The 21,236-nt window shown below is 68.7% G+C and carries 16 protein-coding genes; 12 read left to right on the top strand and 4 right to left on the bottom strand.

Going from position 1 to position 21,236, the window contains the following annotated elements:
* Window positions 1–97 precede the first annotated feature (97 nt).
* A complete protein-coding gene (locus tag ACO0LV_RS03240; RefSeq protein WP_424786429.1) occupies window positions 98–748 on the bottom strand; it encodes a uridine kinase family protein in 651 nt (216 codons plus the stop codon).
* Window positions 749–874: 126 nt separating this feature from the next.
* On the opposite strand from ACO0LV_RS03240, the gene ACO0LV_RS03235 reads away from it, so the two are divergent.
* Entirely contained in the window at window positions 875–2,131 is a 1,257-nt protein-coding gene (locus ACO0LV_RS03235; protein WP_424786428.1) for an alpha-hydroxy acid oxidase, read from the top strand.
* Window positions 2,132–2,269: 138 nt separating this feature from the next.
* Here the strand turns inward: ACO0LV_RS03235 and ACO0LV_RS03230 are convergent, their stop codons facing one another.
* Together ACO0LV_RS03230 and ACO0LV_RS03225 are read right to left on the bottom strand one after the other, a co-directional pair.
* Window positions 2,270–2,926, bottom strand: coding sequence for a DUF1961 family protein (locus ACO0LV_RS03230; RefSeq protein WP_424786427.1), 657 nt, complete (start codon window positions 2,924–2,926; stop codon window positions 2,270–2,272).
* A gap of 17 nt (window positions 2,927–2,943) precedes the next feature.
* A complete protein-coding gene (locus ACO0LV_RS03225; protein WP_424786426.1) occupies window positions 2,944–4,128 on the bottom strand; it encodes a DUF993 family protein in 1,185 nt (394 codons plus the stop codon).
* 206 nt (window positions 4,129–4,334) lie between these two features.
* On the opposite strand from ACO0LV_RS03225, the gene ACO0LV_RS03220 reads away from it, so the two are divergent.
* The 11 genes from ACO0LV_RS03220 to ACO0LV_RS03170 all read left to right on the top strand — a co-directional run bounded on the left by ACO0LV_RS03220 (window position 4,335) and on the right by ACO0LV_RS03170 (window position 19,458).
* Window positions 4,335–5,348: a LacI family DNA-binding transcriptional regulator gene (locus ACO0LV_RS03220; RefSeq protein WP_424786425.1), complete on the top strand. Its 1,014-nt coding sequence runs from the start codon at window positions 4,335–4,337 to the stop codon at window positions 5,346–5,348.
* A 494-nt stretch (window positions 5,349–5,842) separates the two neighbouring features.
* Window positions 5,843–6,598, top strand: a complete 756-nt coding sequence (locus tag ACO0LV_RS03215; RefSeq protein WP_424786424.1) for a YesL family protein — start codon at window positions 5,843–5,845, stop codon at window positions 6,596–6,598.
* A gap of 44 nt (window positions 6,599–6,642) precedes the next feature.
* The gene (locus ACO0LV_RS03210) at window positions 6,643–8,205 is read left to right on the top strand and encodes an extracellular solute-binding protein (protein WP_424786423.1); all 1,563 of its coding nucleotides are present in this window, start codon (window positions 6,643–6,645) and stop codon (window positions 8,203–8,205) included.
* Window positions 8,206–8,277: 72 nt separating this feature from the next.
* Window positions 8,278–9,246 carry an ABC transporter permease gene (locus tag ACO0LV_RS03205; RefSeq protein WP_424786422.1) on the top strand — a complete coding sequence of 323 codons (969 nt, stop codon included), beginning with the start codon at window positions 8,278–8,280 and terminating at the stop codon, window positions 9,244–9,246.
* Window positions 9,246–10,202, top strand: coding sequence for a carbohydrate ABC transporter permease (locus ACO0LV_RS03200; protein WP_424786421.1), 957 nt, complete (start codon window positions 9,246–9,248; stop codon window positions 10,200–10,202). Before ACO0LV_RS03205 ends, ACO0LV_RS03200 begins: the two co-directional genes overlap by 1 nt.
* The gene (locus ACO0LV_RS03195; protein WP_424786420.1) at window positions 10,199–10,861 is read left to right on the top strand and encodes a rhamnogalacturonan acetylesterase; all 663 of its coding nucleotides are present in this window, start codon (window positions 10,199–10,201) and stop codon (window positions 10,859–10,861) included. The genes ACO0LV_RS03200 and ACO0LV_RS03195 overlap by 4 nt, the downstream gene beginning before the upstream one ends.
* A complete protein-coding gene (locus ACO0LV_RS03190) occupies window positions 10,858–13,530 on the top strand; it encodes a Tat pathway signal sequence domain protein (protein ID WP_424786419.1) in 2,673 nt (890 codons plus the stop codon). The genes ACO0LV_RS03195 and ACO0LV_RS03190 overlap by 4 nt, the downstream gene beginning before the upstream one ends.
* 179 nt (window positions 13,531–13,709) lie before the next feature.
* Window positions 13,710–15,020 carry an ABC transporter substrate-binding protein gene (locus ACO0LV_RS03185; protein WP_424786418.1) on the top strand — a complete coding sequence of 437 codons (1,311 nt, stop codon included), beginning with the start codon at window positions 13,710–13,712 and terminating at the stop codon, window positions 15,018–15,020.
* Window positions 15,021–15,151: 131 nt separating this feature from the next.
* A complete protein-coding gene (locus ACO0LV_RS03180) occupies window positions 15,152–15,988 on the top strand; it encodes a carbohydrate ABC transporter permease (protein WP_424786417.1) in 837 nt (278 codons plus the stop codon).
* Window positions 15,985–16,815 carry a carbohydrate ABC transporter permease gene (locus tag ACO0LV_RS03175; protein ID WP_424786416.1) on the top strand — a complete coding sequence of 277 codons (831 nt, stop codon included), beginning with the start codon at window positions 15,985–15,987 and terminating at the stop codon, window positions 16,813–16,815. Before ACO0LV_RS03180 ends, ACO0LV_RS03175 begins: the two co-directional genes overlap by 4 nt.
* A gap of 87 nt (window positions 16,816–16,902) precedes the next feature.
* A complete protein-coding gene (locus tag ACO0LV_RS03170) occupies window positions 16,903–19,458 on the top strand; it encodes a family 78 glycoside hydrolase catalytic domain (protein ID WP_424786415.1) in 2,556 nt (851 codons plus the stop codon).
* A 159-nt stretch (window positions 19,459–19,617) separates the two neighbouring features.
* Here ACO0LV_RS03170 and ACO0LV_RS03165 read toward each other — a convergent pair whose 3' ends face one another.
* Window positions 19,618–21,141: an alpha-N-arabinofuranosidase gene (locus ACO0LV_RS03165; protein WP_424786414.1), complete on the bottom strand. Its 1,524-nt coding sequence runs from the start codon at window positions 21,139–21,141 to the stop codon at window positions 19,618–19,620.
* Between the last annotated feature and the right edge of the window lie 95 nt (window positions 21,142–21,236).

The raw sequence follows: 21,236 nt of genomic DNA, 5'->3' as shown, positions 1-21,236 counted from the left end.
GACGGTAGAGCGGGCATCGGCCCAGGTCAAGTCGGTCCGGCCGGGCCGAACAAATGCGGCCACCCCGGCCCGGTCTGCCTCGGCGCTGCCGGACCCGCTAGCGTGCCGCAAGCCCTTGGATGAGGCTCTCCGCCTCGCCGACCGAGACCGCGCGGGCGCCCTTGCCGGTCCAGTGGCGGATCAGGGCAGGCTCGGCGCGGGTGTGCGCCAGCCCCCGGCGTACCAGAGTCGGCAGGGGTTTGCGGGCTTCGGCGATGTCGCGCAGCAAGCGCAGCCAGAAGGTCTGCACCCGCGGGCGCACCAGGCACAACGCCTCGGCGAGCAGATCGCGTGAGCGCAACTCGTCGATGAGCTCGGCGGCGAAGATGCCTTCGGCCAGGACTACCGGGTGATCGGATATCACCAGCCGGGTGGTGCCGGTGCGCCGGGAGGTGGGGATGTCATAGATCGGCAGTTCCGCCTCGCCGTTCAGGCACAACTCCTCCAGCGACTGCACTGCCGCGGCACCGTCCCAGGCCAGTGGGGAGTCCCAGTCCACGCCGCCGAAGCGTTGCGGGAGACCGGGGTGGTCGATGTCGCGGTAGAAGTCGTCCAGTTGCAGTGCGGGCAGGCCGAGCCGGCGCACCAGGGAACTCTTGCCCGACCCCGAGGCCCCGGTGATCAACACCACCCGGCGGGGTGCGCGCCGGCTGCCGCTGGGCAGATCGAACAGTGCCGGATCGGAATCGGCGCCATGGTCGAAGGGCATGGGTGCGATTATCGCCCCTGCCGGAGGTGCATCGGACCGCACCCGCACCGCCGGCGGCGTTAGGCTCATCCTCAACCAGCCGCGGGTACAGGAACCCCGGCCGGCGCCAACGTGAGGAGTGCTTCGATGGTCAAGCGGCGAGTTCCACGGGTTCGTGACCTGGCCCCCCTGCTGCGGTTCAAGCCGCCGGTACTGGACGGTCGCCGTCGCCGGCTGGAAGCAGCACAGACCGTCGCCGACCTACGCGCTGTCGCCCAGCGCCGCACCCCGCGCGCGGCCTTCGATTACACCGAGGGGGCGGCCGAGCAGGAACTGTCCCTGACCCGGGCCCGCCAAGCCTTCGAGGACGTGGAGTTCCACCCCTCGATCCTGCGCAACGTGGCCGAGGTGGACACCGCCAGGACGATCCTGGGCGGGCACTCGGCGCTGCCGTTCGGCATCGCCCCCACCGGGTTCACCCGGATGATGCAGACCGAGGGGGAGATCGCCGGGGCCGGTGCCGCCGGGGCGGCGGGGATCCCGTTCGCCCTGTCCACCATGGGCACTACCTCGATCGAGGACGTGGCACTGGCCAATCCCTCCGGGCGCAACTGGTTCCAGCTTTACATGTGGAAGGACCGGGAGCGTTCGATGGCCCTGGTGGACCGGGCCGCGGCGGCCGGGTTCGACACGTTGCTGGTCACGGTGGACGTACCGGTGGCCGGGAACCGCCTGCGGGACGTGCGCAACGGGCTGACCATCCCGCCCTCGCTGACCGCGCGCACCGTGGTCAACGCGATCCCGCGCCCGCAGTGGTGGTTCGATCTGCTCACCACCGAGCCGCTGGCGTTCGCCTCGCTGGACCGCTGGTCCGGCACCGTGGCCCAGCTCCTGGACACCATGTTCGACCCGACCGTCGACTTCGAGGACCTACGCTGGATCGCCCGGCAGTGGCCGGGCAAGACCGTGGTCAAGGGCGTGCAGACCCTGGCCGACGCCCACAAGGTGGTCGAGGCCGGCGCGGACGCGATCATGCTGTCCAACCATGGCGGGCGTCAACTCGACCGAGCCCCGGTGCCCTTCCACCTGTTGCCCCAGGTCGCTGCCGAACTGGGCCAGGACGCCGAGATCATCCTGGACACCGGGATCATGTCCGGGGCCGACATCGTGGCTTCGGTCGCCCTGGGTGCGGACTTCACGATGGTGGGCCGGGCCTACCTGTACGGGCTGATGGCCGGCGGTCGCGCGGGGGTGGACCGGATGATCCAGATCCTGCGCGCCGAGATCGAGCGCACCATGCGCCTGCTGGGGGCGGCCTCGCTGGCCGAGCTGGAACCGGGGCACGTCACCCAGCTCCAGCGCCTCACCCCCCGCCCGCGCGCCGGGGTGCATCAACAGGCCTGAGCCCGGCTGCCGGAGGTTCGCCCCAGGATGGGGCTGGCGGGGCGGGCGAGCAACGCCTGACCGCGGAGCCCGGCCCGGGGGAGCCGAGTCCGACGACGGAGCCGGGCCCGGGCCGAGCCGGCCCCTGGGCGGGGGTGCTCAGAGCGGCCGGACCGTCAGGTCGGCGTACTCGGCGATCATCGGGGCCATCTGCCGGAAACCCAGGTGCCCCCCGCGCAACGGGTCGCCCCCGGTGCCGCCGTCGTCGTGCCAGTCGAAGATCGGCAGATCGTCGATCGCGAAGCGGACCCGGTCACGACGGGTGCGGACCGAGATCCGGTACGGCGGATCGGCGTCGGCCAGCGGGGGGAGCGGATCGGCGCCCTGAGCCACCAGGTGGAAGCCGTGGGACTTGCGCAGGTTGGCGGTGTGGAAGCGCCGCTCGGTGTCCCACTTCCGGCGGAAGTAGGACACGTGGTAGGCGTCCAGATCCCCGTGGTGGTACTGCTGGTACGGGCCGGTGCGTGGCGCCAGGGCGGGGTCCAGCACGTTGCGACCGTCGTGACCGGTGGCGTGGAAGAACAGGATGCACAGGCCCTCATCGGCCAGCGGGTAGAAGTCGAAGGAGATCTCCACCTCGGCACCGAAGGGCTGCGGGCACCACAACACGATGTTGGCGTCCTGACCCTCGCCGGGATCGCGTAGGGACTCCAGGCGTAACCGGCCCCTGGGGAAGGACAGTGCGCCGTCTCCCTCGAGGACGAAACGGTCGAGGTCTGCGGCCGAGGCCAGCCGGTTGCGGTAGGTACTGGGCATGCGGGCACTTCCGTTGCTCACGGCCGGTAGCCGGCCACCTGCAGGAACGCTGCCATCCTTGCAGCCGCTACCGGTGGGTCCAGCAACAGGCCGGCCCGGTCCGCGAGACGGAACACCTCGATCAGGTGGGCTGCCGAGCGGGCCGAGTGCATGCCGTCCAGCATCTGAAAGCCCGGCTGGTGCCCGTTCAACCAGGACCAGAACGCCACCCCCGCCTTATAGGACTGGGTCGGAGCGGCGAAGATGTGCCGGCCCAGGGCGACGGTGTCCTCAAGGATCCGGCGAGCCCCGTCGTCGTCGGCCGCTTGCAAGGCCTGCAGGGCCGCGGAGGCGGCCGGATAGATCACCGCGAACACCCCGAGCAGGGCATCGGAGTGGTGCCGCCCGTCGCCGAGGATCAGCTCCGGGTAGTTCAGGTCGTCCCCGGTGTACAGGCGCACCCCGGGGGCCCGGCGCGCCAGTTCGGCGCGCAGGGCGATCTCGCGCCGTGCCTCCAGCAGCGAGACCTTGATGCCCTCGATCCGGTCTGCGCCCCTGGCGATGAGGTCGGCGACGGTCCGGTGTGCCTCGTCCAGGTCCTCGCTGCCCCAGTAGCCGGTCAGATCCGGATCGAACATCGGCCCGAGCCAGTGCAGGATCGCCGGCTGGTCCACATCGGCCAGCACCGACTCGTACACCCGGGCGTACTCGTCGGGGTGGGTGGCGGCAGCGGCCAGGTGACGTGAGGCCATCACGATCACCCGGGCACCGGCGTGCTGGATCACCTCGACCTGCTGGCGGTAGGCATCGATCACCTCGGTCAGGGTGGGTGTGGCATCGGCGGGTAGATGGTCGGTGTTGGCCCCGGCAGCGATCGTCCCGCCGGCGGCCCGAGCGTGGGCGGCGGAGCGTTCGATGAGTTCGGCTGCGCCGTCCCAGTCCAGCCCCGTTCCCCGCTGCGCGGTATCCATCGCCTCGGCCACGCCGAGCCCGGCGTCCCATATCCGCTGGCGCATGCCGAGGGTGGCATCCCAGTCGATCAGGGCCGGTGCGCCGGGGACGTTGTCGGCGTCGTGGCGGGGTGCGACCGGGACGGCGGCGTAGGCGGACCGGGCGGTCAGGGGCTCGGTGGGGGTGGGCCAGTGAGTGGGTTCGCGCAGTGTGAGCGGTTTCCAGTTGCCCTCGGGGCCGGGCAGGGGCAGGGTGATGTCCGTCGTCGTCATGGCTTGGCTCCTTTCGCGCTGACCGCACCGGTGCGGTCGGCCCGATTCTGCTGCGCCACGCACCTGCGCTGGTCCCGGCCACGGTAGGCCGCGGGGCGGGGGTGTGCCTGCCGAACCGTCCCGGCGCGGCGCGGAAGTGCGCTGCCCGCCGGGTGCCGAGCCGTAGAATCTGTGTCCTGATGCGTGCGACGTGGCGGGAGTAGGCGATGGTGGCAGGCGGGCGGACCCGGCCGGGGATGCTGGACGTCGCACGTCTGGCCGGGGTGTCGCACCAGACCGTTTCGCGGGTGCTGAACGAGCATCCGAACGTGCGCGAGAGCACCCGCATCAAGGTGGTGCAGGCGATCGAGGAGTTGGGCTACCGGCGCAACAGCGCAGCGCGGGCGCTGGTGACCCAGCGTTCGGGAACACTCGGGATCGTGACCACCGGATCGGAGCACTACGGCCCCTCCCGAACCCTGGCCGTGGTGGAGCGCGCAGCGCGGGAGGCCGGGTACTTCGTGGCCGTGGCCACCGCCGTACATCCGACGCCGGACATGGTCACCTCCATCTTCGACCGGTTCCTGGACCAGGCCGTGGAGGGCGCGGTGGTGATCGCCCCGACCGAGGAGATCGCGGCGGCCGCCCGCAACGCCTCTGCCGACCTGCCGGTGCTGATGATCGCGGCCACCCCGAAGTGGGAGCCCGGCCAGCACGCCCTCAGCGTGGACCAGGGCGCGGGGGCACGGATGGTGGCCGAGCACCTGATCGAGTTGGGCCACCGTGACGTGGTGCACGTGGCCGGGCCGGTCGATTGGTTCGACGCCCGGGCGCGTGCCCGCGGCTGGCACGCGAAGTTGGCCGAGGCCGGGATCCGCGCCCGCGCCGACCGGCAGGGGGACTGGACCGCCGCGTCGGGGTATGCGATCGGGCAGGCGTTGCTCGAGGACCTGCCCACCGCGATCTTTGCCTCGAACGACCACATGGCGCTGGGGCTGTTGCGGGCCTTCGCCGAGGCCGGCGTGCACGTGCCCGGACAGGTCTCGGTAGTCGGCTTCGACGACGTGACCGGGTCCGATCACTACTTCCCGCCGCTGACCACGGTGCAGCAGGATTTCACCGTGCTGGGCAGGCGTGCGCTGGAGGCGCTGATCGACCTGATCGTGGGGGTTCCGGTGAACACCGAGCAGGTACCTCCGACGCTGGTGCCACGGGCCAGTACCGGTCCGGCGCGCAGGTAAGCTCCACGCGTCGTCGCCGGTCCGGCCCGAACCCGGACCGCGGGCGCGCACTGCGGCGCGCGCCCGCGCAGCGGCTCGCCTCCGCGCCCGAACAGCCCAATTGGATGGTTGTGGCGGCCGTGGGTGCCGGGGTGGCGCTGTACGCGCGCAATTGGATGGTTGTGGCGGTCATGGTCGCCAGGGTGGCGCTGTGCGCGCGATTGGGTGGCTGCGGCGCACGGGGTGCGGGAGCGGCTACCCGCGTGCGACCTGATGTAGCCGAACCGGTGCGTCATGTGTGACGTGCGGCTGGTGCGACGGATCGAGTCCGGAGCGTGATCCTGGAACCTTTGACCGTTGAATCGTTTTATTGCTATGTTCTCGCTCACAACGGTAAACGCTGTCCAGCGGCAGGGTCGTCGCTCGGCGGGAGAGTGCCCGACCGAGTCCCAGGTTCGAATCGCCAGTCGGCCCCGGCCCGCGCTCGACAGATGTCTCACGAAGAGGTGTTCCCAATGGCCAGTCCGACCCGGGCGAATGCAGACCGCGCCTTCGGCGTGGGGCGCGCGTGGGAGTTTGCCGACACGGTCCTGTTCACCGCGCTCCTGAACCTGCTGGTGCTCGTGATGACCCTGGCCGGTGGCGTGCTGTTCGGACTGGCCCCGGCGCTGACCGCGGCGGTCATCTGCGCACGCGCGCGGCTTCGCGGGGAGGTGCACCCCTGGGTGCGCACCTTCGTGCGGCACTGGCGTACCCAGTTCGGCCACGCCAACCTGTTGCAGGCACCTGCGCACCTGGTGCTGGTCCTGCTCGCGGTGAACCAGGTCACCCTGGGTCGCAGCAGCGGTCCGTTGACGATCGCCATCGCGGGTACCGCCGCCCTGACCGTCGTCTACCAGGTGCTGGTGGTGACGATGGATGCCCACTACGAGGTGCGGCGCCGGGACTGTCTGCGCCTGGCCGGGCAGTTCCTGGTGCGCTTTCCCGGGGCGCCGTTGCTGCTGGCGGCCACGCTCGCCCTGATCGGCGTGGGCACCTACCTGGTCCCGGGCCTGCTCCCGGTGCTGTCCGTCGGGGTGGCGCTGTATCTGTGCACCGCGCTGTGCCTGTCCTTCTTCGCAGCCAACGACCGCGGCCTGGCGGCCCAGCCCGCCGGCACTCCCGATCCCGTCGCCACGGGCATCTCGGCTCGAAACACCCATCAGCACCACCCGGCGGACCCTGCCGCGCAGAACCCTGCGCGCACGCCGGCAGCGACACCCACGATCTGACACACCCCAGACGTCAACGACGGCGTCGACGAGAAAGGAAACCCATGCGTTATCGACACACAACAGCAGTGGCCACTGCGGTGGCCGGTGCACTGGTGCTGGCCGCCTGCGGCGGTGGCAACGGCAACGGAGGCGGTGAGAACGGGGAGGCCGGCGGCAGTGGCGAGGCGGCCTCGCTCGACTCGCTGACCATCATGGCTCCGTTCTTCTCCCCGACCGCGCCCGAGCCCGGGGGCGAGATCGAGGAGGCCCTGACCGACCTGACCGGCGTGGACCTGAACATGCGCTGGGTGCCCAACTCCAACTACGGCGACCAGACCAACGTGGTGCTGGCCAGCGATGACATCCCCGATGTGATGGTCATCCAGGACAAGAGCCAGGGCTTCATCCAGACCGCTGAGGCCGGCGGCTTCTGGGAACTGACCGACTACCTGGCCTCCGGGGACTTCCCCAACCTGGTCACCGAGAACCCCGAGGTGCAAGAGGCCTCCGGGGTGAACGGACAGGTCTTCGGCGTCTACCGTGCCCGGGACGTGATCCGCCACTCGATCATCCTGCGGGCGGACTGGATGGAGAACCTCGGTCTGGAGGACCCCGAGACCCTCGACGACCTCGCCGAGATCGCCCGGGCCTTCACCGAGGACGACCCCGACGGCAACGGTCAGGACGACACTTATGGCCTGATCGTTCCGGAGTGGCCCGCGGCAGTGGGCACCGGCAGCCCCTGGGATGCGATCGACGTCTGGCACGGAGCTGGCAACGTGTGGCGCGATGACGGCGGGGAACTGACCGCCACCTGGACCACCGACGAGTGGCGCGACTCGCTGCGCTTCCAGCGCGACCTGATCGACTCCGGCTACGTCAACCCCGACTTCGCCACCATGCCACCGGAGGACTGGAACCAGCGGTTCATGAACGGCGACGGCGGCATCATCATCGACGTGCAGTCCCGTGCGGCCGAGTTGATCAACCTGTACCGCCAGAACGACCCGGACGACTTCGACTCCTACGTTCGTCTGGTCGGACAGGTGGAGGGCCCGAACGGCAAGTTCTCCCTGCCCACCGCCGGCTACGCCGGGTTCCTGGCTGTGCCGCGCTCCTCGATCGAGACCGAGGAAGAGCTCCTCGCCGTGCTGCAGGTCCTGAATGACCTGAACAGCCCGGAGGCGCAGGTCCTGCTGAACAACGGGATCGAAGGCCACAACTTCGAGGTCGAGGACGGGTACGCGGTGACCGACCCCGACATGCAGGAGTTCACCGACTTCGTCACCGGCGCCTGGGCGCAACTGGGCACCAACGTGGCCGGGCAGCACTTCTACACCCCGCTGCCCCAGACCGACTATGACGTGGAGATCTTCGAACTGCGTGAGGAACTCCAGGAGGAAGACCTGCAAGATGCGGTGTTCAACCCCGCCCTCGGGCTGATCTCGGAGACCTACGTCACCAACGCCACCCAGCTCGACACCCTGATCGCCGACGCCCGGATCCAGTACCTGGCCGGGCAGATCGACGAATCCGGGATGGACGAGGCGGTGGAGCGCTGGCGCTCCAGCGGCGGTGAACAGGTGGACGCCGAGGTCAACGAACTCTACTCCCAAGCAGGCTGATCTCCGCTGGTGGGGGCGGGCGCTGGCGCAGTCCCGCCCCCACCAGGCAGACCACCCACGAAAGGACCCGCGGTGAGGGTTGCAACCCAGACGCCACCCGTGGCGATCGCCCCCGGCCCCGCGCCGGCCCGGCGCCGACGCGGCCTGGGCACCACGATGGTGCGCTACCGGTGGCTGTTCCTGTTGATGCTGCCCGGCATCATCTATTTCCTCGTCTTCCGGTTCTGGCCGATGTACGGAGCGCAGATCGCGTTCCGCAACTACGTGCCGTTCCTGGGCATCGAGGGCAGCCCCTGGGTGGGCTGGCAGCACTTCGAGGTGTTCTTCACCAACCCCGACTTCCCCCGCATCCTGGCGAACACCCTCATCATCGCGGCGATGAGCCTGTTCATCGCCTTCCCACTGACGATCGTGCTGGCGTTGCTGCTGAACGAGATGCGGCTGCAGATCCTCAAGCGCACCGTCCAGACGCTGGTCTACATCCCCCACTTCCTGTCCTGGACGGTGGTGGTCTCCCTGACCGGGCTGCTGTTCACCATGGGCACCGGCCCGTTGTCGGCCTTGCTGGACTCGGCACTGGGTGGCACCACGAACTACCTTGCCGATCCGTTCTGGTTCCGGCCCCTGATCCTGCTGCAGGAGATCTGGAAGAACACCGGATGGGGAACCATCATCTTCCTCGCCGCCCTGGCCGGGGTGGACCAGGAGCAGTACGAGGCCGCGATCATCGACGGCGCCGGCCGCTGGCAACGAATGTGGAACATCACCATCCCCTCGATCCAGCCCACCATCATCGTGTTGCTCATCCTGCAGAGCGGGCAGATCCTCAACACCGGGTTCGAGCAGATCTACCTGATGTCCAACGCCCTCAACCGCTCGGTGGCCGATGTGTTCGACACCTACGTGTACTTCGTGGGCATCCAACAGGGCGCCTACTCCTACGCCACCGCCGTGGGCCTGGCCAAGGCGATCGTCGGGTTGATCCTGGTGTTCGGGACCAACTGGCTGGCCAAACGGTTCAACCAGCAGGGGATCTTCTGATGGCACTGCACTCCACCCCCGTCACGCTGCCCGCAGAGCACGACACCTCGCCCGCGGTACCGCAGCGCCCGCGCGCCAACAAACAGCGGTACCGGTTCAACACCCGGGCCGGGAAGGTCTTCGACGTCGTCAACGGCGCCTTCCTGATCGTCGTGGGGTCGGTCGCGATCCTGCCGTTCCTGTACGTGCTGGCCGGGTCCTTCGCCACCGAGTACGAGATCACCACCCGGCCCTTCTTCTTGTGGCCGAGCGAGTTCATCACCACCTCGTACGAGTCGATCCTGGGTTCGCGGGCGTTCGTGCGCTCCTTCATCACCACCGTGGTGGTCACCGGGGTGGGCACGCTGATCCAGCTGGTCCTGACCGCGCTGATGGCCTACCCGCTGTCCAAGGTGGACCTTCCGGGCCGGCGCACCATCTTGTCCCTGGTGGTCTTCACCATGGTCTTCAGCGCCGGCATGATCCCCACCTTCCTCGTGGTGCGGGACCTGGGCATGTTGAACACCTACTGGGCACTGATCCTGCCGATGGCGATCAACCCCTTCAGTCTGATCATCATCAAGAACTTCTTCCAACAGTTGCCCGATGAGCTGGAGGAGTCGGCCAAGATCGACGGCGCCAACGAACTGCGAATCCTGCGCAGCGTGATCGCACCGCTATCCAAACCGGTGCTGGCCACCTTCGGGCTGTTCTACGCCGTGGGGATCTGGAACGACTACATGTCCCCGTTGCTCTACCTGTCCGACCAGTCGATGTGGACCCTGCAGATGGTGCTGCGCCAGGTGACCGCCGCGGCCTCGCTGACCGCTGACGACCTGGCCACCGACGTGCCGCCCCCGGTCGAGGGCATCAAGTTCGCCGTCATCATCGTGGCCACCATTCCGGTGCTGCTGGCCTACCCGTTCCTGCAGAAGCACTTCGCCAAGGGCATCCTGATCGGCAGCGTGAAGGGGTGAACTCGATTCACCTGGCCGGGGACTCCACCGTGGCCCCGGGGCCCCTGGACGGTACGGGTGTGATCGGTTGGGGCGGCGTGCTGCACGAATTCATGACCCAGCCGGTGCACAACCGCGCCGTCGGCGGGGCCACCACCGCCTCCTTCGAAGCAGAAGGACGCTGGGCAGACACCCTCGCGGCGATCAAGCCCGGTGATCTCGTGGTGACCCAGTTCGGGCACAACGACCAGAAGGAGACCGAACTGGCCGCGGCGGGCGGCTACCGGAACAACCTGGCCCGGTTCGTCGAGCAGGTCCGCGCCGCCGGCGGTCGACCGGTGCTGGTCACCAGCGCCGAGCGGTGCCTGTTCGACGACGACGGCGACCTGCGCGTCTCTCACGGCGGCTACCCCGCCGCGGTGCGAAACCTGGGCGACCAGTTGGACGTCCCCGTGATCGACCTGAACGCATTCACCCGGTGGTTGTACACCTGGCTGGGAGAGCGGGGCTGTGCCGACCTGTTCCCGCACGCGGTGCCCGAGGACGGCGAACGCGACACCACACACTTCGGCCTCGCCGGTGCACGTGCGGTGGCCGGGTACGTGGCCCAGCATCTACGGGCCCTGCAGGGCCTGGATGACCAGCATGAACCGATCGGGAAATGGGGAGTGAGTCCATGACCATCCAGCACGTGGACGTACCGTTGCGTTGGCTCGACGATGCGGCACCGGCCAGGTTGCCCGCGGGCGCGACCCTGGGTGTGCCACTGCCACGGGGTGCGATGGCGGCCCCGGAGGGGCTCGCGGTGATCGACGACGACGGTGCACCGGTCCCGGCGCAGACGTGGCCCCTGGCCACGTGGCCGGACGGGTCGGTCAAGTGGGCGGGCATCGGACTGGGCAGCACCGCGGCACCGGCCGCGGCCTACCGGGTGGTCACCGCGGGGGAGCAGGGAGGCGCCGCCCGCCCTGCCCCGGCGAGTCCGGATCCGGCTGCTGAACGCGCCACGGTGCGCGTCGAGCCGGGCGCCGCGGAAATCGTGGTGCACACCGGCCCGTTGCGGGTGGTGGTGCCCCGCTCGGGGGCCGCGCTGGTCGGCGCGGTGCACGTGGACGAGCGCCTGGTCGCGACCGGTGCGCACCTGGTCTCGGCACGCCAGGACCACCCCGAACCTGCCCACCGCGACCGGACCGACGCCGTCGGGCACCACACCGAGGTCGAGGTGGAACAGGACGGGCCGGTCCGTGCGGTCCTGACGCTACGCGGACGCCACCGGGACCAGGTCCGGGATGAGGCCGGGCCCGGGGAGCAGCGCCGTGCCTGGCTGCCGTTCACGGTGCGGCTGTACTTCACCGCCGGGGCGCGGACCTTCCGGATGGTGCATACCTTCACCTATGACGGCGATCCGGAGCAGGACTTCCTCGCCGCCCTCGGGGTTCGCTTCGCGGTGCCGTTGCGGGCCGCGTGCCACGACCGGCACGTCCGCTTCGTCGGGGCGCAGCAGGGGGTGCTTCGCGAGGCGGTCCAGGGCCTGACCGGGCTGCGCCGCGACCCCGGTGAACAGGTCCGCCGGGCGCAGGTGCAGGGCCGGCCCACCCCGGACCCGCAAGAGTGGCAACGCGACGTGGGGGACCTGCTCACGTGGGTGCCGCGCTGGCCGGACTACACCCTGCGGCAACTCGGCCCGCAGGGGTACTCGATCGCCAAGCGCACCGCCGCCGACCGGCCCTGGATCGACGTGGCCCACGGGGACCGCGCCGCCGGGTTCGCCTACCTGGGTGATATCGATGGTGGCCTCGGTGTGGGATTGACCGACTTCTGGCAGTCCCACCCCACCGGCATCGACCTGCGCGGCGCCGACACCGACTCCGGTGAGGTGACCGTGTGGCTGTGGTCCCCGGACGCGGGCCCGATGGACCTGCGCTTCTACCACGACGGCCTCGGTCAGGAGACCTACCCCCAACAACTCGAGGCGCTGGAGATCACCTATGAGGACTATGAGCCCGGCCTGGGCAGCGCCCACGGGATCGCCCGCACCCACGAGTTGGACGTCGTCGCCTACCCCGCCACCCCGGACCTGACGACGCTGACCGCCGACGCGGCCCACACCGGGCAGCGCCCCCGGCTGGTGCCCACCCCGCAGGCGCTGGCCCGGGCCGGGGTGTTCGGGGACTGGGACGTTGCGGACCACTCCAGCCCTGCCCGCGCGGAGTTGGAGCAGCGGCTCACCGCGATCGTGGACTTCTACCTGACTCAGGTCGAAGAGCGGTCCTGGTACGGCTTCTGGAACTACGGCGACGTCATGCACTCCTACGACTTCGACCGGCACACCTGGAAGTACGACATCGGCGGCTACGCCTGGGACAATTCCGAGTTGGCCACCGACCTGTGGCTGTGGTCGATGTTCCTGCGCACCGGCCGGGCCGATGTGTTCCGGAGGGCCGAGGCGATGGCCCGGCACACCGGGGACGTGGACGTGTACCACTGCGGCGACCACCGCGGCCTGGGCACCCGGCACAACGTGCAGCACTGGGGGTGCAGCGCCAAGCAGGTGCGCATCGGATCCCCGGCTTTCCGCCGCCCGCACTACTTCCTCACCGCCGATGAGCACTCGCGCGACCTGCTGCTGGAAAAGGCCGACAGCGACGCGGCCCTGGCCGTGCTGGAACCGACCCGGAAACTGCACGGCGACGACGACGCCGCACCGCTGGACCGTAACCGGCTACGGGTAGGACTGGGCACCGACTGGGGCGCCTTGGCCGCGACGTGGTTGGCGAACTGGGAGATCACCGGCGATGTCGCCGCCAGGGACCGGCTCCTGGGCACGATGGCCGACATCGGAGCCTTTCCGAACGGGTTCCTGCACGGGGAAGCCTTCTACGACCTGGACACCGGGCGCTTCACCGCCCCGGCGCGTGAGGTGGCGGTCTCCCACCTCTCGGCGATTTTCGGGTTGGTGGAGATCTGCTCGGAGTTGATCGACCTGGTGGAGGTGCCCGGGTTCGAGCGTGCCTGGCTGCAGTACTGCCGGCTCTACCTGGCCGATCCTGCCGAGCAAGTGGCCGAGGTGGGACAGGAACTGACCGGCAACAACTTCCCGCAGTGGCACTCCCGACTGCTGGCCTACGCGGCGCACCGGCTCGGTGATGAGGCGATGGCCGACCGGGCCTGGGCGGCCTACCGCTCCGGTGGTGAGCACACCCCGATGGAACTGGGACCGGTGCGCACGATCAGCCCACCGGAGGTGCTCACCGAGGTTAGCGAGGTGTTCATCTCCACCAATGACGCGGCGCAGTCCAGCCTCGCGGCGATCCAGAACCTGGCCCTGATCGGGCACCGGCTCGACTGAGGGCGCGGCTGGCCGCCTGACCGGGGCCAGTGGGCTGCCCGACGAGACCGATTGTCACGATTCAGCAACGAAAACGATTTCTTGAGAAACGTGATGTAGGACACCCCTTGTCAGCCTGAATGGATTCAACCTAGCGTGTGATCACCCCCAACGTCGGGGGCTCCGCGAAAGGAAGTCCAATGGCTGCAACGTTGCAGAACAACAAGAGAACTCTCATCGCACTCAGCGCCGGTCTTTCGGCCGGTCTGGTTCTGGCCGCATGTTCGGACAGCGCAGCAGGAGAGGGGTCGGCGGAGATCGACTTCCTGGTCGACAACCAGCCCCACACCATCGCGCTGGCCGAGGCGCTGGTCGAGGCCTTCACCGCCGACAATCCTGATGTCACCATCTCGGTCGACTCCCGTCCCGGCGGTGGCGACGGCGACAACATCGTCAAGACGCGCCTTTCCACCGACGAGATGGCGGACGTGTTCATTTACAACAGCGGGTCGCTCTTCCAGGCACTCAACCCCGATCAGATGCTCGTGGACCTGAGCGATCAACCGTGGGTGGGGGAGCTGGATGAGGACTTCGTCACGACCGTCAGCACCGAGAACGGCACCTACGGCAACGCCTGGGGCGCCACCTTCGGGGGCGGCATCATCTATAACCGCGCCGTCTATGACGAACTCGGCCTCGAGGTTCCCCAGACCTGGGATGAGTTCATGGAGAACAACGAGGTGATCGCCGAGGCGGGGATGACCCCGGTGATCCAAACCTACGGCTCGACCTACACCTCCCAACTCTTCGTTCTCGCCGACTTCGCGAACGTGGACTCGATGGACCCGGACTGGGCGGAGGAGTACACGGCGAACAACCGCAAGTACGCCGATGAGCCCGCCGTGCAGGCTTTCCGGAACCACGAGGAGGTCTACGAGGCCGGCTACTTCAACGAGAACTTCCCCTCGGCCACCGATGCCGACGGCGCCCGGATGCTCGCCGAGCGCGACGGGGTGCACTACCCGATGCTGTCCAACCTGATCACGCACGTGCGCCAGGACAACCCCGAGGCACTGGAGGACATCGGCTTCTTCGCGATCCCGGCGCAGGAGGCCGAGCACACCCAGGCCACCATCTGGCAGGCCGCCGGCATCTACATCCCGCAGACCACCGAGGGCGCCGAACTGGAAGCGGCCAAGGACTTCGTGGCCTTCATCACCTCCGACACAGGGTGCGAACTCAAGGCGGAGTACCTCTCGATCGCCGGGCCCTTCCCGGGCACCTGTGACCTGCCCTCGGATGCCGCGCCGATCCTGACCGACCTGGAGCAGTACGTCGATGAGGGCCGTACGGCACCGGCGCTGGAATTCCTGTCCCCGGTGAAGGGGCCGAACCTGGAGCACATCATGGTCGAGGTCGGCTCCGGCATCCGTTCGGCTGAGGACGCGGCGGCCTACTACGACGACGACGTGGTGAACCAAGCCCGCCAGCTCGGCCTCGACGGCTGGTGAGTACTGCGGGGACCCGCCCGGGCACCCCGGCGGCCGAGACGCGACGCTCCTGGACCAGGGGGCGCGTGCCGAGGCCGGCCGGGGAGGCCGGCCGGGGCCGGTCATCGGGTGTGTGGCGCCACGCCTATCCGATGTGGTTCTACCTGCCCGCAGGGCTGCTGTACGTCGTCTTCTTCGCCATCCCGACCTTCGCCTCCTTCTACTTCAGCCTGACCCGCTGGACGCTGTTCAGCTCGGAGTTCATCGGGATGGAGAACTACGTGCGGTTCTTCACCGAGCCCCAGTTGCGCCAAGGGTTCATCAACACCTTCATCTTCGGGGTCACCACCTCGGGTGCGAAGGTGGTGATCGGACTGGCCCTCGGGGTGCTCCTGGTCTCGAACATCTTGGCCCGGGGCTACCTGCGCTCGGTGGTGTTCTTCCCGGTGCTGGTGTCCACCATCGGGGTGGGCGTGATGTTCACCGCACTACTGGATCCCTTCGACGGCATGGTCAACTCCATCCTGGCGGCCGTGGGGATCGACGGCCCGGGTTGGTTCACCGATCCGAACATCGCGCTGCTGACCATTGCCGGAGTGGACATCTGGAAGGGTCTGGGCATCGCGACCCTGATCTACATCGCCGGCCTGGTAGCCATCCCGCGGGAGTACTACGAGGCAGCCCAGATCGATGGGGCGGGCGCCTGGCAGCAGTTCCGACGGATCACGTTGTCGCTGGTGATGCCGGCGACCGGGACCGTGATCATCCTGTCCCTCATCGGTGGGCTGCGCACGTTCGATCTCATCTGGGCCACCACCGGTGGTGGCCCGGGCTTCGCCTCCGATGTGATCGCCTCAGTCATCTACAAGCAGTACCAGGCCGGCTTCTACGGTCTCTCCACCGCCGGGAACGTGGTCCTGTTCCTCACTGTGACCGCGATCATGGTGCCGATCACGATCATCATCAACCGCAAGGCGGTGGAGCGATGAGGTCGGCACGCAAGTGGACCGGCGGCATCGTCGCGATCGTCGCCTCGTTGATCATCTTCCTGGTGCCGTTCGTGTTCGTGATCCTGCAGGCGATGAAGACCCCCGCCGAGGCCTCCCGGTTGGAGTTCTCCTGGCCGGAGCAGATGGCGTTCGTGGAGAACCTGATCGAGGTGCTCACGATGCGCAACGGCGTCGTGCTGCGGGCCTTCGTCAACAGCACGATCATCACCGTCGCCGCAGTGACCCTGATGGTGATTGTCTCGGCGATGGTGGGGTACGTGCTGCAGCGGCGGGTGAGCAAGATCAACCCGGTGGTGAACTTCTTCGTCCTGGCCGGTCTGATCGTGCCGCCGGCCGTGGTGCCCACGGTGTGGCTGCTGCAGGCGCTGGGTCTGTTTCGCACCATGCCGGGGCTGGTGCTGGTGCAGGCCACCTTCGGGATCTCCTTCTGCATCCTGTTGTTCCGGGCGTTCGTCGGCACCATCCCGAGAGAGTTGGATGAGGCCGCGGTGATCGACGGGTCCGGCCCGGTACGGCTGTTCTTCACGGTGATCCTGCCGTTGATGAAGCCCACCGTGATCACCGTGATCGTCGTGCAGGCGGTCAATGTCTTCAACGACTTCGTCAACCCCCTCTACTTCCTGCCGGGCGAGCGCAATGCCACGGTCCAGTTGACGCTCTTCAACCTGATGCAGCAGCAGGCGGCCACACAGTGGAACCTGCTCTTCGCCAACACCCTGCTGATCACGATCCCCCCGCTGGTCATGTACATCTTCTTCAACCGCCAGATCGTCGCCGGCATGACATCGGGGGCGGTCAAGGGCTGAACTCACTATCCCCAGCGCGGCGCGCCGGGCGCGTCCGCCCCCACTCCGGATCTTCAGCAAGCAAGCAAGGAAGCGAGCATCACGACGATGTCCATTGAGGTTCTATCTGTCCGCATCGAACGCCGCCGGGACGGCCACTACGCCGACACCTCGACCCCGCGCCTGTCCTGGACGGTGCGCACCGACGTGCCGAACTGGAACCAGGCCGGTGCCGAGGTGCGACTGGACGCCGAGCACGTGGTGGAGCTCGACGGCGCGGACTCCGTCTTCGTGCAATGGCCGTTCGCGCCCCTGCAGCCCCACGGTCGGCACGCGGTGGAGGTGCGGGTACGGGGTGGCGACGGCGAGTTCTCACCATGGAGTGAGCCGGTCACCGTGCGTGCGGTGTTCCTGGGTGAGGGGGAGTGGCGGGCCGAGTTCGTCGGACTGGCCGAGCCGGTCGGTGAGGCGTGCCCCGGGCTGGTGCGGCGGGAGTTCGAGGTGAACGGTGATCTCGCGTCCGCCACCCTGTACGCCACCGCCCAGGGCGTCTACCAGGTCTCGGTCAACGGCAGCGACGTCGACACGGACGTGCTCAAGCCGGGGTGGACGAGTTACCAGTACCGGATCGAACACGAGGCAACCGACGTCACCGACTTGCTCAGCACCGGACGTAACGCCATCGGCATCAGGTTCGCCGGCGGCTGGTTCACCGAGAAGTTCGGGTTCCACGGCGAGGGCCGAGCCTTCTACGGTGACCAGCCGGCCGTCGCCGCCCAGTTGCACCTGCAGTACCTGGACGGCCGCACGGAGGTGCTCAGCACCGATTCGCAGTGGCGCGGCGCAGCCGAAGGCCCGGTGGTGCACAGCGGAATCTACGACGGCGAGCGCATCGATGCCCGCCGCCAGCTGTCGGGCTGGGACCGGCCCGGATTCGACGACGGTGGCTGGCCGGCCGTGGCGGTGCGCCGGAGCGAGGTGGTGCCGGAGCCGATGAGTAGTGAACCGGTGCGTCGCACCGATGAACTCCCCGTCCGGGAGGTGCTGACCACCCCGTCCGGCAAGACGGTGGTGGACTTCGGGCAGAACCTCGTGGGCTGGGTACGGGTGCAGGTGCAGGGAGAGCCCGGGCACGTCATCTCCCTGCGCCACGCCGAGGTGCTGGAGCACGGCGAGTTGGGTGTGCGCCCGCTGCGGCATGCCAAGGCGACTGATGAGTTCGTGCTCTCCGGCGGCCACGACGTTTTCGAGCCGCAGTTCACCTTCCACGGGTTCCGCTACGCCGAGGTGAGCGGGTGGCCCGGCGAGCTCGACCCGAGCGCCCTGACCGCCGTCGTCGTCCACAGCGATATGCGTCGCACGGGGTGGTTCGAGTGCTCCGATGAGCGGGTGAACCGACTGCACGAGAACGTGGTGTGGGGGATGCGGGGCAACTTCCTGTCCATTCCCACCGACTGCCCCCAGCGCGATGAGCGGCTGGGTTGGACCGGGGACATCCAGGTGTTCAGCCCCACCGCCACCACGTTGTTCGACTCCGGTGCGTTCCTGGCTGCCTGGCTGAAGGACGTGGCCGCCGAGCAACGAGGCCTGGGCGGGGTGTGCCCGTTCGTGGTGCCCCAGGTGCTTCCCGATGGCGGGCGTCCCGCGGCCGCCTGGGGTGATGCGGCCACGGTGGTGCCGACGGTGCTGGCCGAGCGCTTCGACGACCGGCGCGCACTGGCCGAGCAATACCCCTCCATGCGCGCCTGGGTGGACGTCATGGCCGAGCGGGCCGGGGAGAACCTGCTGTGGCAGGGCGACTTCCAGTTCGGCGACTGGCTGGACCCGGACGCCCCGCCGGAGAGCCCCGGCGACGCCAAGACGGAAAAGGACCTGGTGGCCAGCGCGCACCTGATCCGCTCGGCCCGGATCGTGGCCGAGACCGCCGAGCTGCTCGGTGACGCCGACGGGGCATCCCGTTACGCCGACCTGGCCGAGCGGGCCCGGCAGGCGTTCCTCGCCGAGTACTCAGTCCCTGGGCATCGGTTGACCTCGGATACCCAGACGGCCTACTCGATGGCGATCTGCTACGAGCTGGTCGACGGCGATGCGCGCCAGGCGATGGGAGATCGGCTGGCCGAGTTGGTGGCAGAAGCGGGCGATACTATCCGCACCGGTTTCGTGGGTACCCCGATCATCTGCGACGCCCTGACGAGGACCGGGCACGCTGACACGGCTGGGCGGCTGCTGCTGCAGACTTCGGTGCCATCCTGGCTCTATGCCGTCACGATGGGGGCGACCACCATCTGGGAACGCTGGGACTCCATGCTCCCGGACGGCACGATCAACCCGGGCCAGATGACCTCCTTCAACCACTACGCCTTCGGAGCGGTGGCGGACTGGCTCTACCGGTGCCTGGCCGGTCTGGCACCGGCGGCACCGGGTTACCGCCGGATCCGGATCGCCCCGACTCCCGTCGCCGGCATCGACGACGCCTCGGCTCGCGTGGAGACGCCCTACGGGATGGCCGAGGCGGGATGGGTCGTCCGGGACGGGATGCTCACGGTGCGCGCCACGGTGCCGCCGAACACCTCCGCCACAGTGGCGCTCCCGGGCGAGGCCGAACGGGAGGTGGGATCGGGCACGCACGAATGGAGCGTTCCCGACCCGCGCCGCAGCGCCTGAACCCGCAGCGCCTGAACGTTGAAGCCTGCCGCCGCATGCCCGAGGACGACGCCCGTCGTCATCGTCGAGTGGCCGGCCCGTCGCCTTGGCCCATGCCCGTCGCCTTCGGTGCTGGGTGGAGGCGATGGGGCCGTGGCGTCGCCGGGACGACGGCGGTGCTCAGCCCAACTCGAGGCGCACCGTGGCGTAGGAGTGCGGGGGCAGGGTGATCCGCACGTGCTGTGCCTCGCCGGTCACCGGGTGCTCGCGGGGGGCCACCTGCTCGGCGTCCCCGGGTGTGTTGTGGGCATGGGGCGCCGCACCGCTGAGCACCTGGGCGCTCGCGGACGTAACGCCCCGCCCACGCAGGTCCAGGGTCACCTCATGGTCGGAACCGGCGTCCAGGTTCGTGAGCGAGACCAATGCCACCCCGTCCTTGACGGAGGCGGAGCTGGAAATGAGGGGCAGTTCCTTCCCGCCCACCTCGCGCACCGGCACCTCACCCAGCAACGGTGCCTCCAGCGCGGCGGCGTCGTGGTGGCCGGCATTCATCGCGAACACGTGGAAGGTGGGTGTACGCACCAGCGCGCCGGAGTCCGGATCGGTGAGGATCATCGCCTGCAGCACGTTGACGGTCTGGGCGATGTTGGCCATCGTGAGCCGGTCTGCGTGGCGGTGGAAGGCGTCGAAGTGCACCGAGGCCACCAGCGCATCGCGCAGCGTGTTCTGCTGGTACAGGAAGCCCGGGTTGGTGCCCGGTTCCACGTTCCACCAGGTGCCCCACTCATCCAGCACCAGCCCGACCTTCTTCTTCGGGTCGTACACGTCCATGACCGCGGCGTGCCCGGCGATGAGTTCCTCCACCCGGGCCGCGGCCGCCATGGTGCGGTAGTACTCGTCGTCGGTGAAGTCGGTGGCGCTGCCCTTGTCCGCCCACTCACCGGACATCGTGTAGTAGTGGAAGGAGACCGCCTGGAAGATGCCCCGGGGCTCCTTCTGGCATCCGAAGCAACTGATCGCCTCCATCAGCGCCCTGGTCCAGGCGTAGTCGTCGTCGGAGGCACCGGCGGCGATCCGGTACAACTCGTTCCCGTCATGGTTGCGCAGGTAGGTGGCGTACTGGCGGGCCAGGTCGGCGTAGGCCTGGGCACGCATGTTGCCCCCGCACCCCCAGGCCTCGTTGCCGATCCCCCAGAACGGGACCTTCCAGGGTTCCTCCCGACCGTTGGCCTTGCGCGCCGCCACGGCCGGGGAGTCCCCGGTACGGGTCAGGTACTCCACCCACTCGCTCATCTCCTGGACCGTGCCGGAGCCGACGTTGCCGTTGACGTACGGCTCGGCGCCGAGCATCTCGCACAGGTCCATGAACTCGTGGGTGCCGAAGTGGTTGTTCTCCTCCACGTTGCCCCAGTGGGTGTTGACCATGCGGGGCCGCTCCTCGCGCGGGCCGATCCCGTCGCGCCAGTGGTACTCATCGGCGAAGCATCCCCCGGGCCAACGCAGGTTCGGGATCCGTAGCTCCCGCAGTGCCCGCACCACATCGGTGCGGATACCGCGCTCGTTCGGGATCTCGGAGTCCTCACCCACCCAGAAGCCGCCGTAGACGCACCGGCCCAGGTGCTCGGCGAAGTGGCCGTACAGGTGTCGGCTGATCACCGGACCGGGCAGGTCGAGGTTGATCACGGCGCGCAGGTTGTTGGTCATCAGTTGAACTCCAGGTAGGTGCCCGCACCGGGGCGTGGTCGAACGTGCAAGAGAATCAGCGGTCAGCGGGTTGATGCGGTTGGTTTGTTTGCGTC

The sequence above is a fragment of the Pseudactinotalea sp. Z1739 genome (genome assembly GCF_049725055.1).
Classification (GTDB): Bacteria; Actinomycetota; Actinomycetes; order Actinomycetales; family Beutenbergiaceae; genus CALKWS01.
The sequence above is the reverse complement of the archived record's forward strand: the minus strand, read 5'-3'. Positions and strand labels throughout refer to the sequence as shown.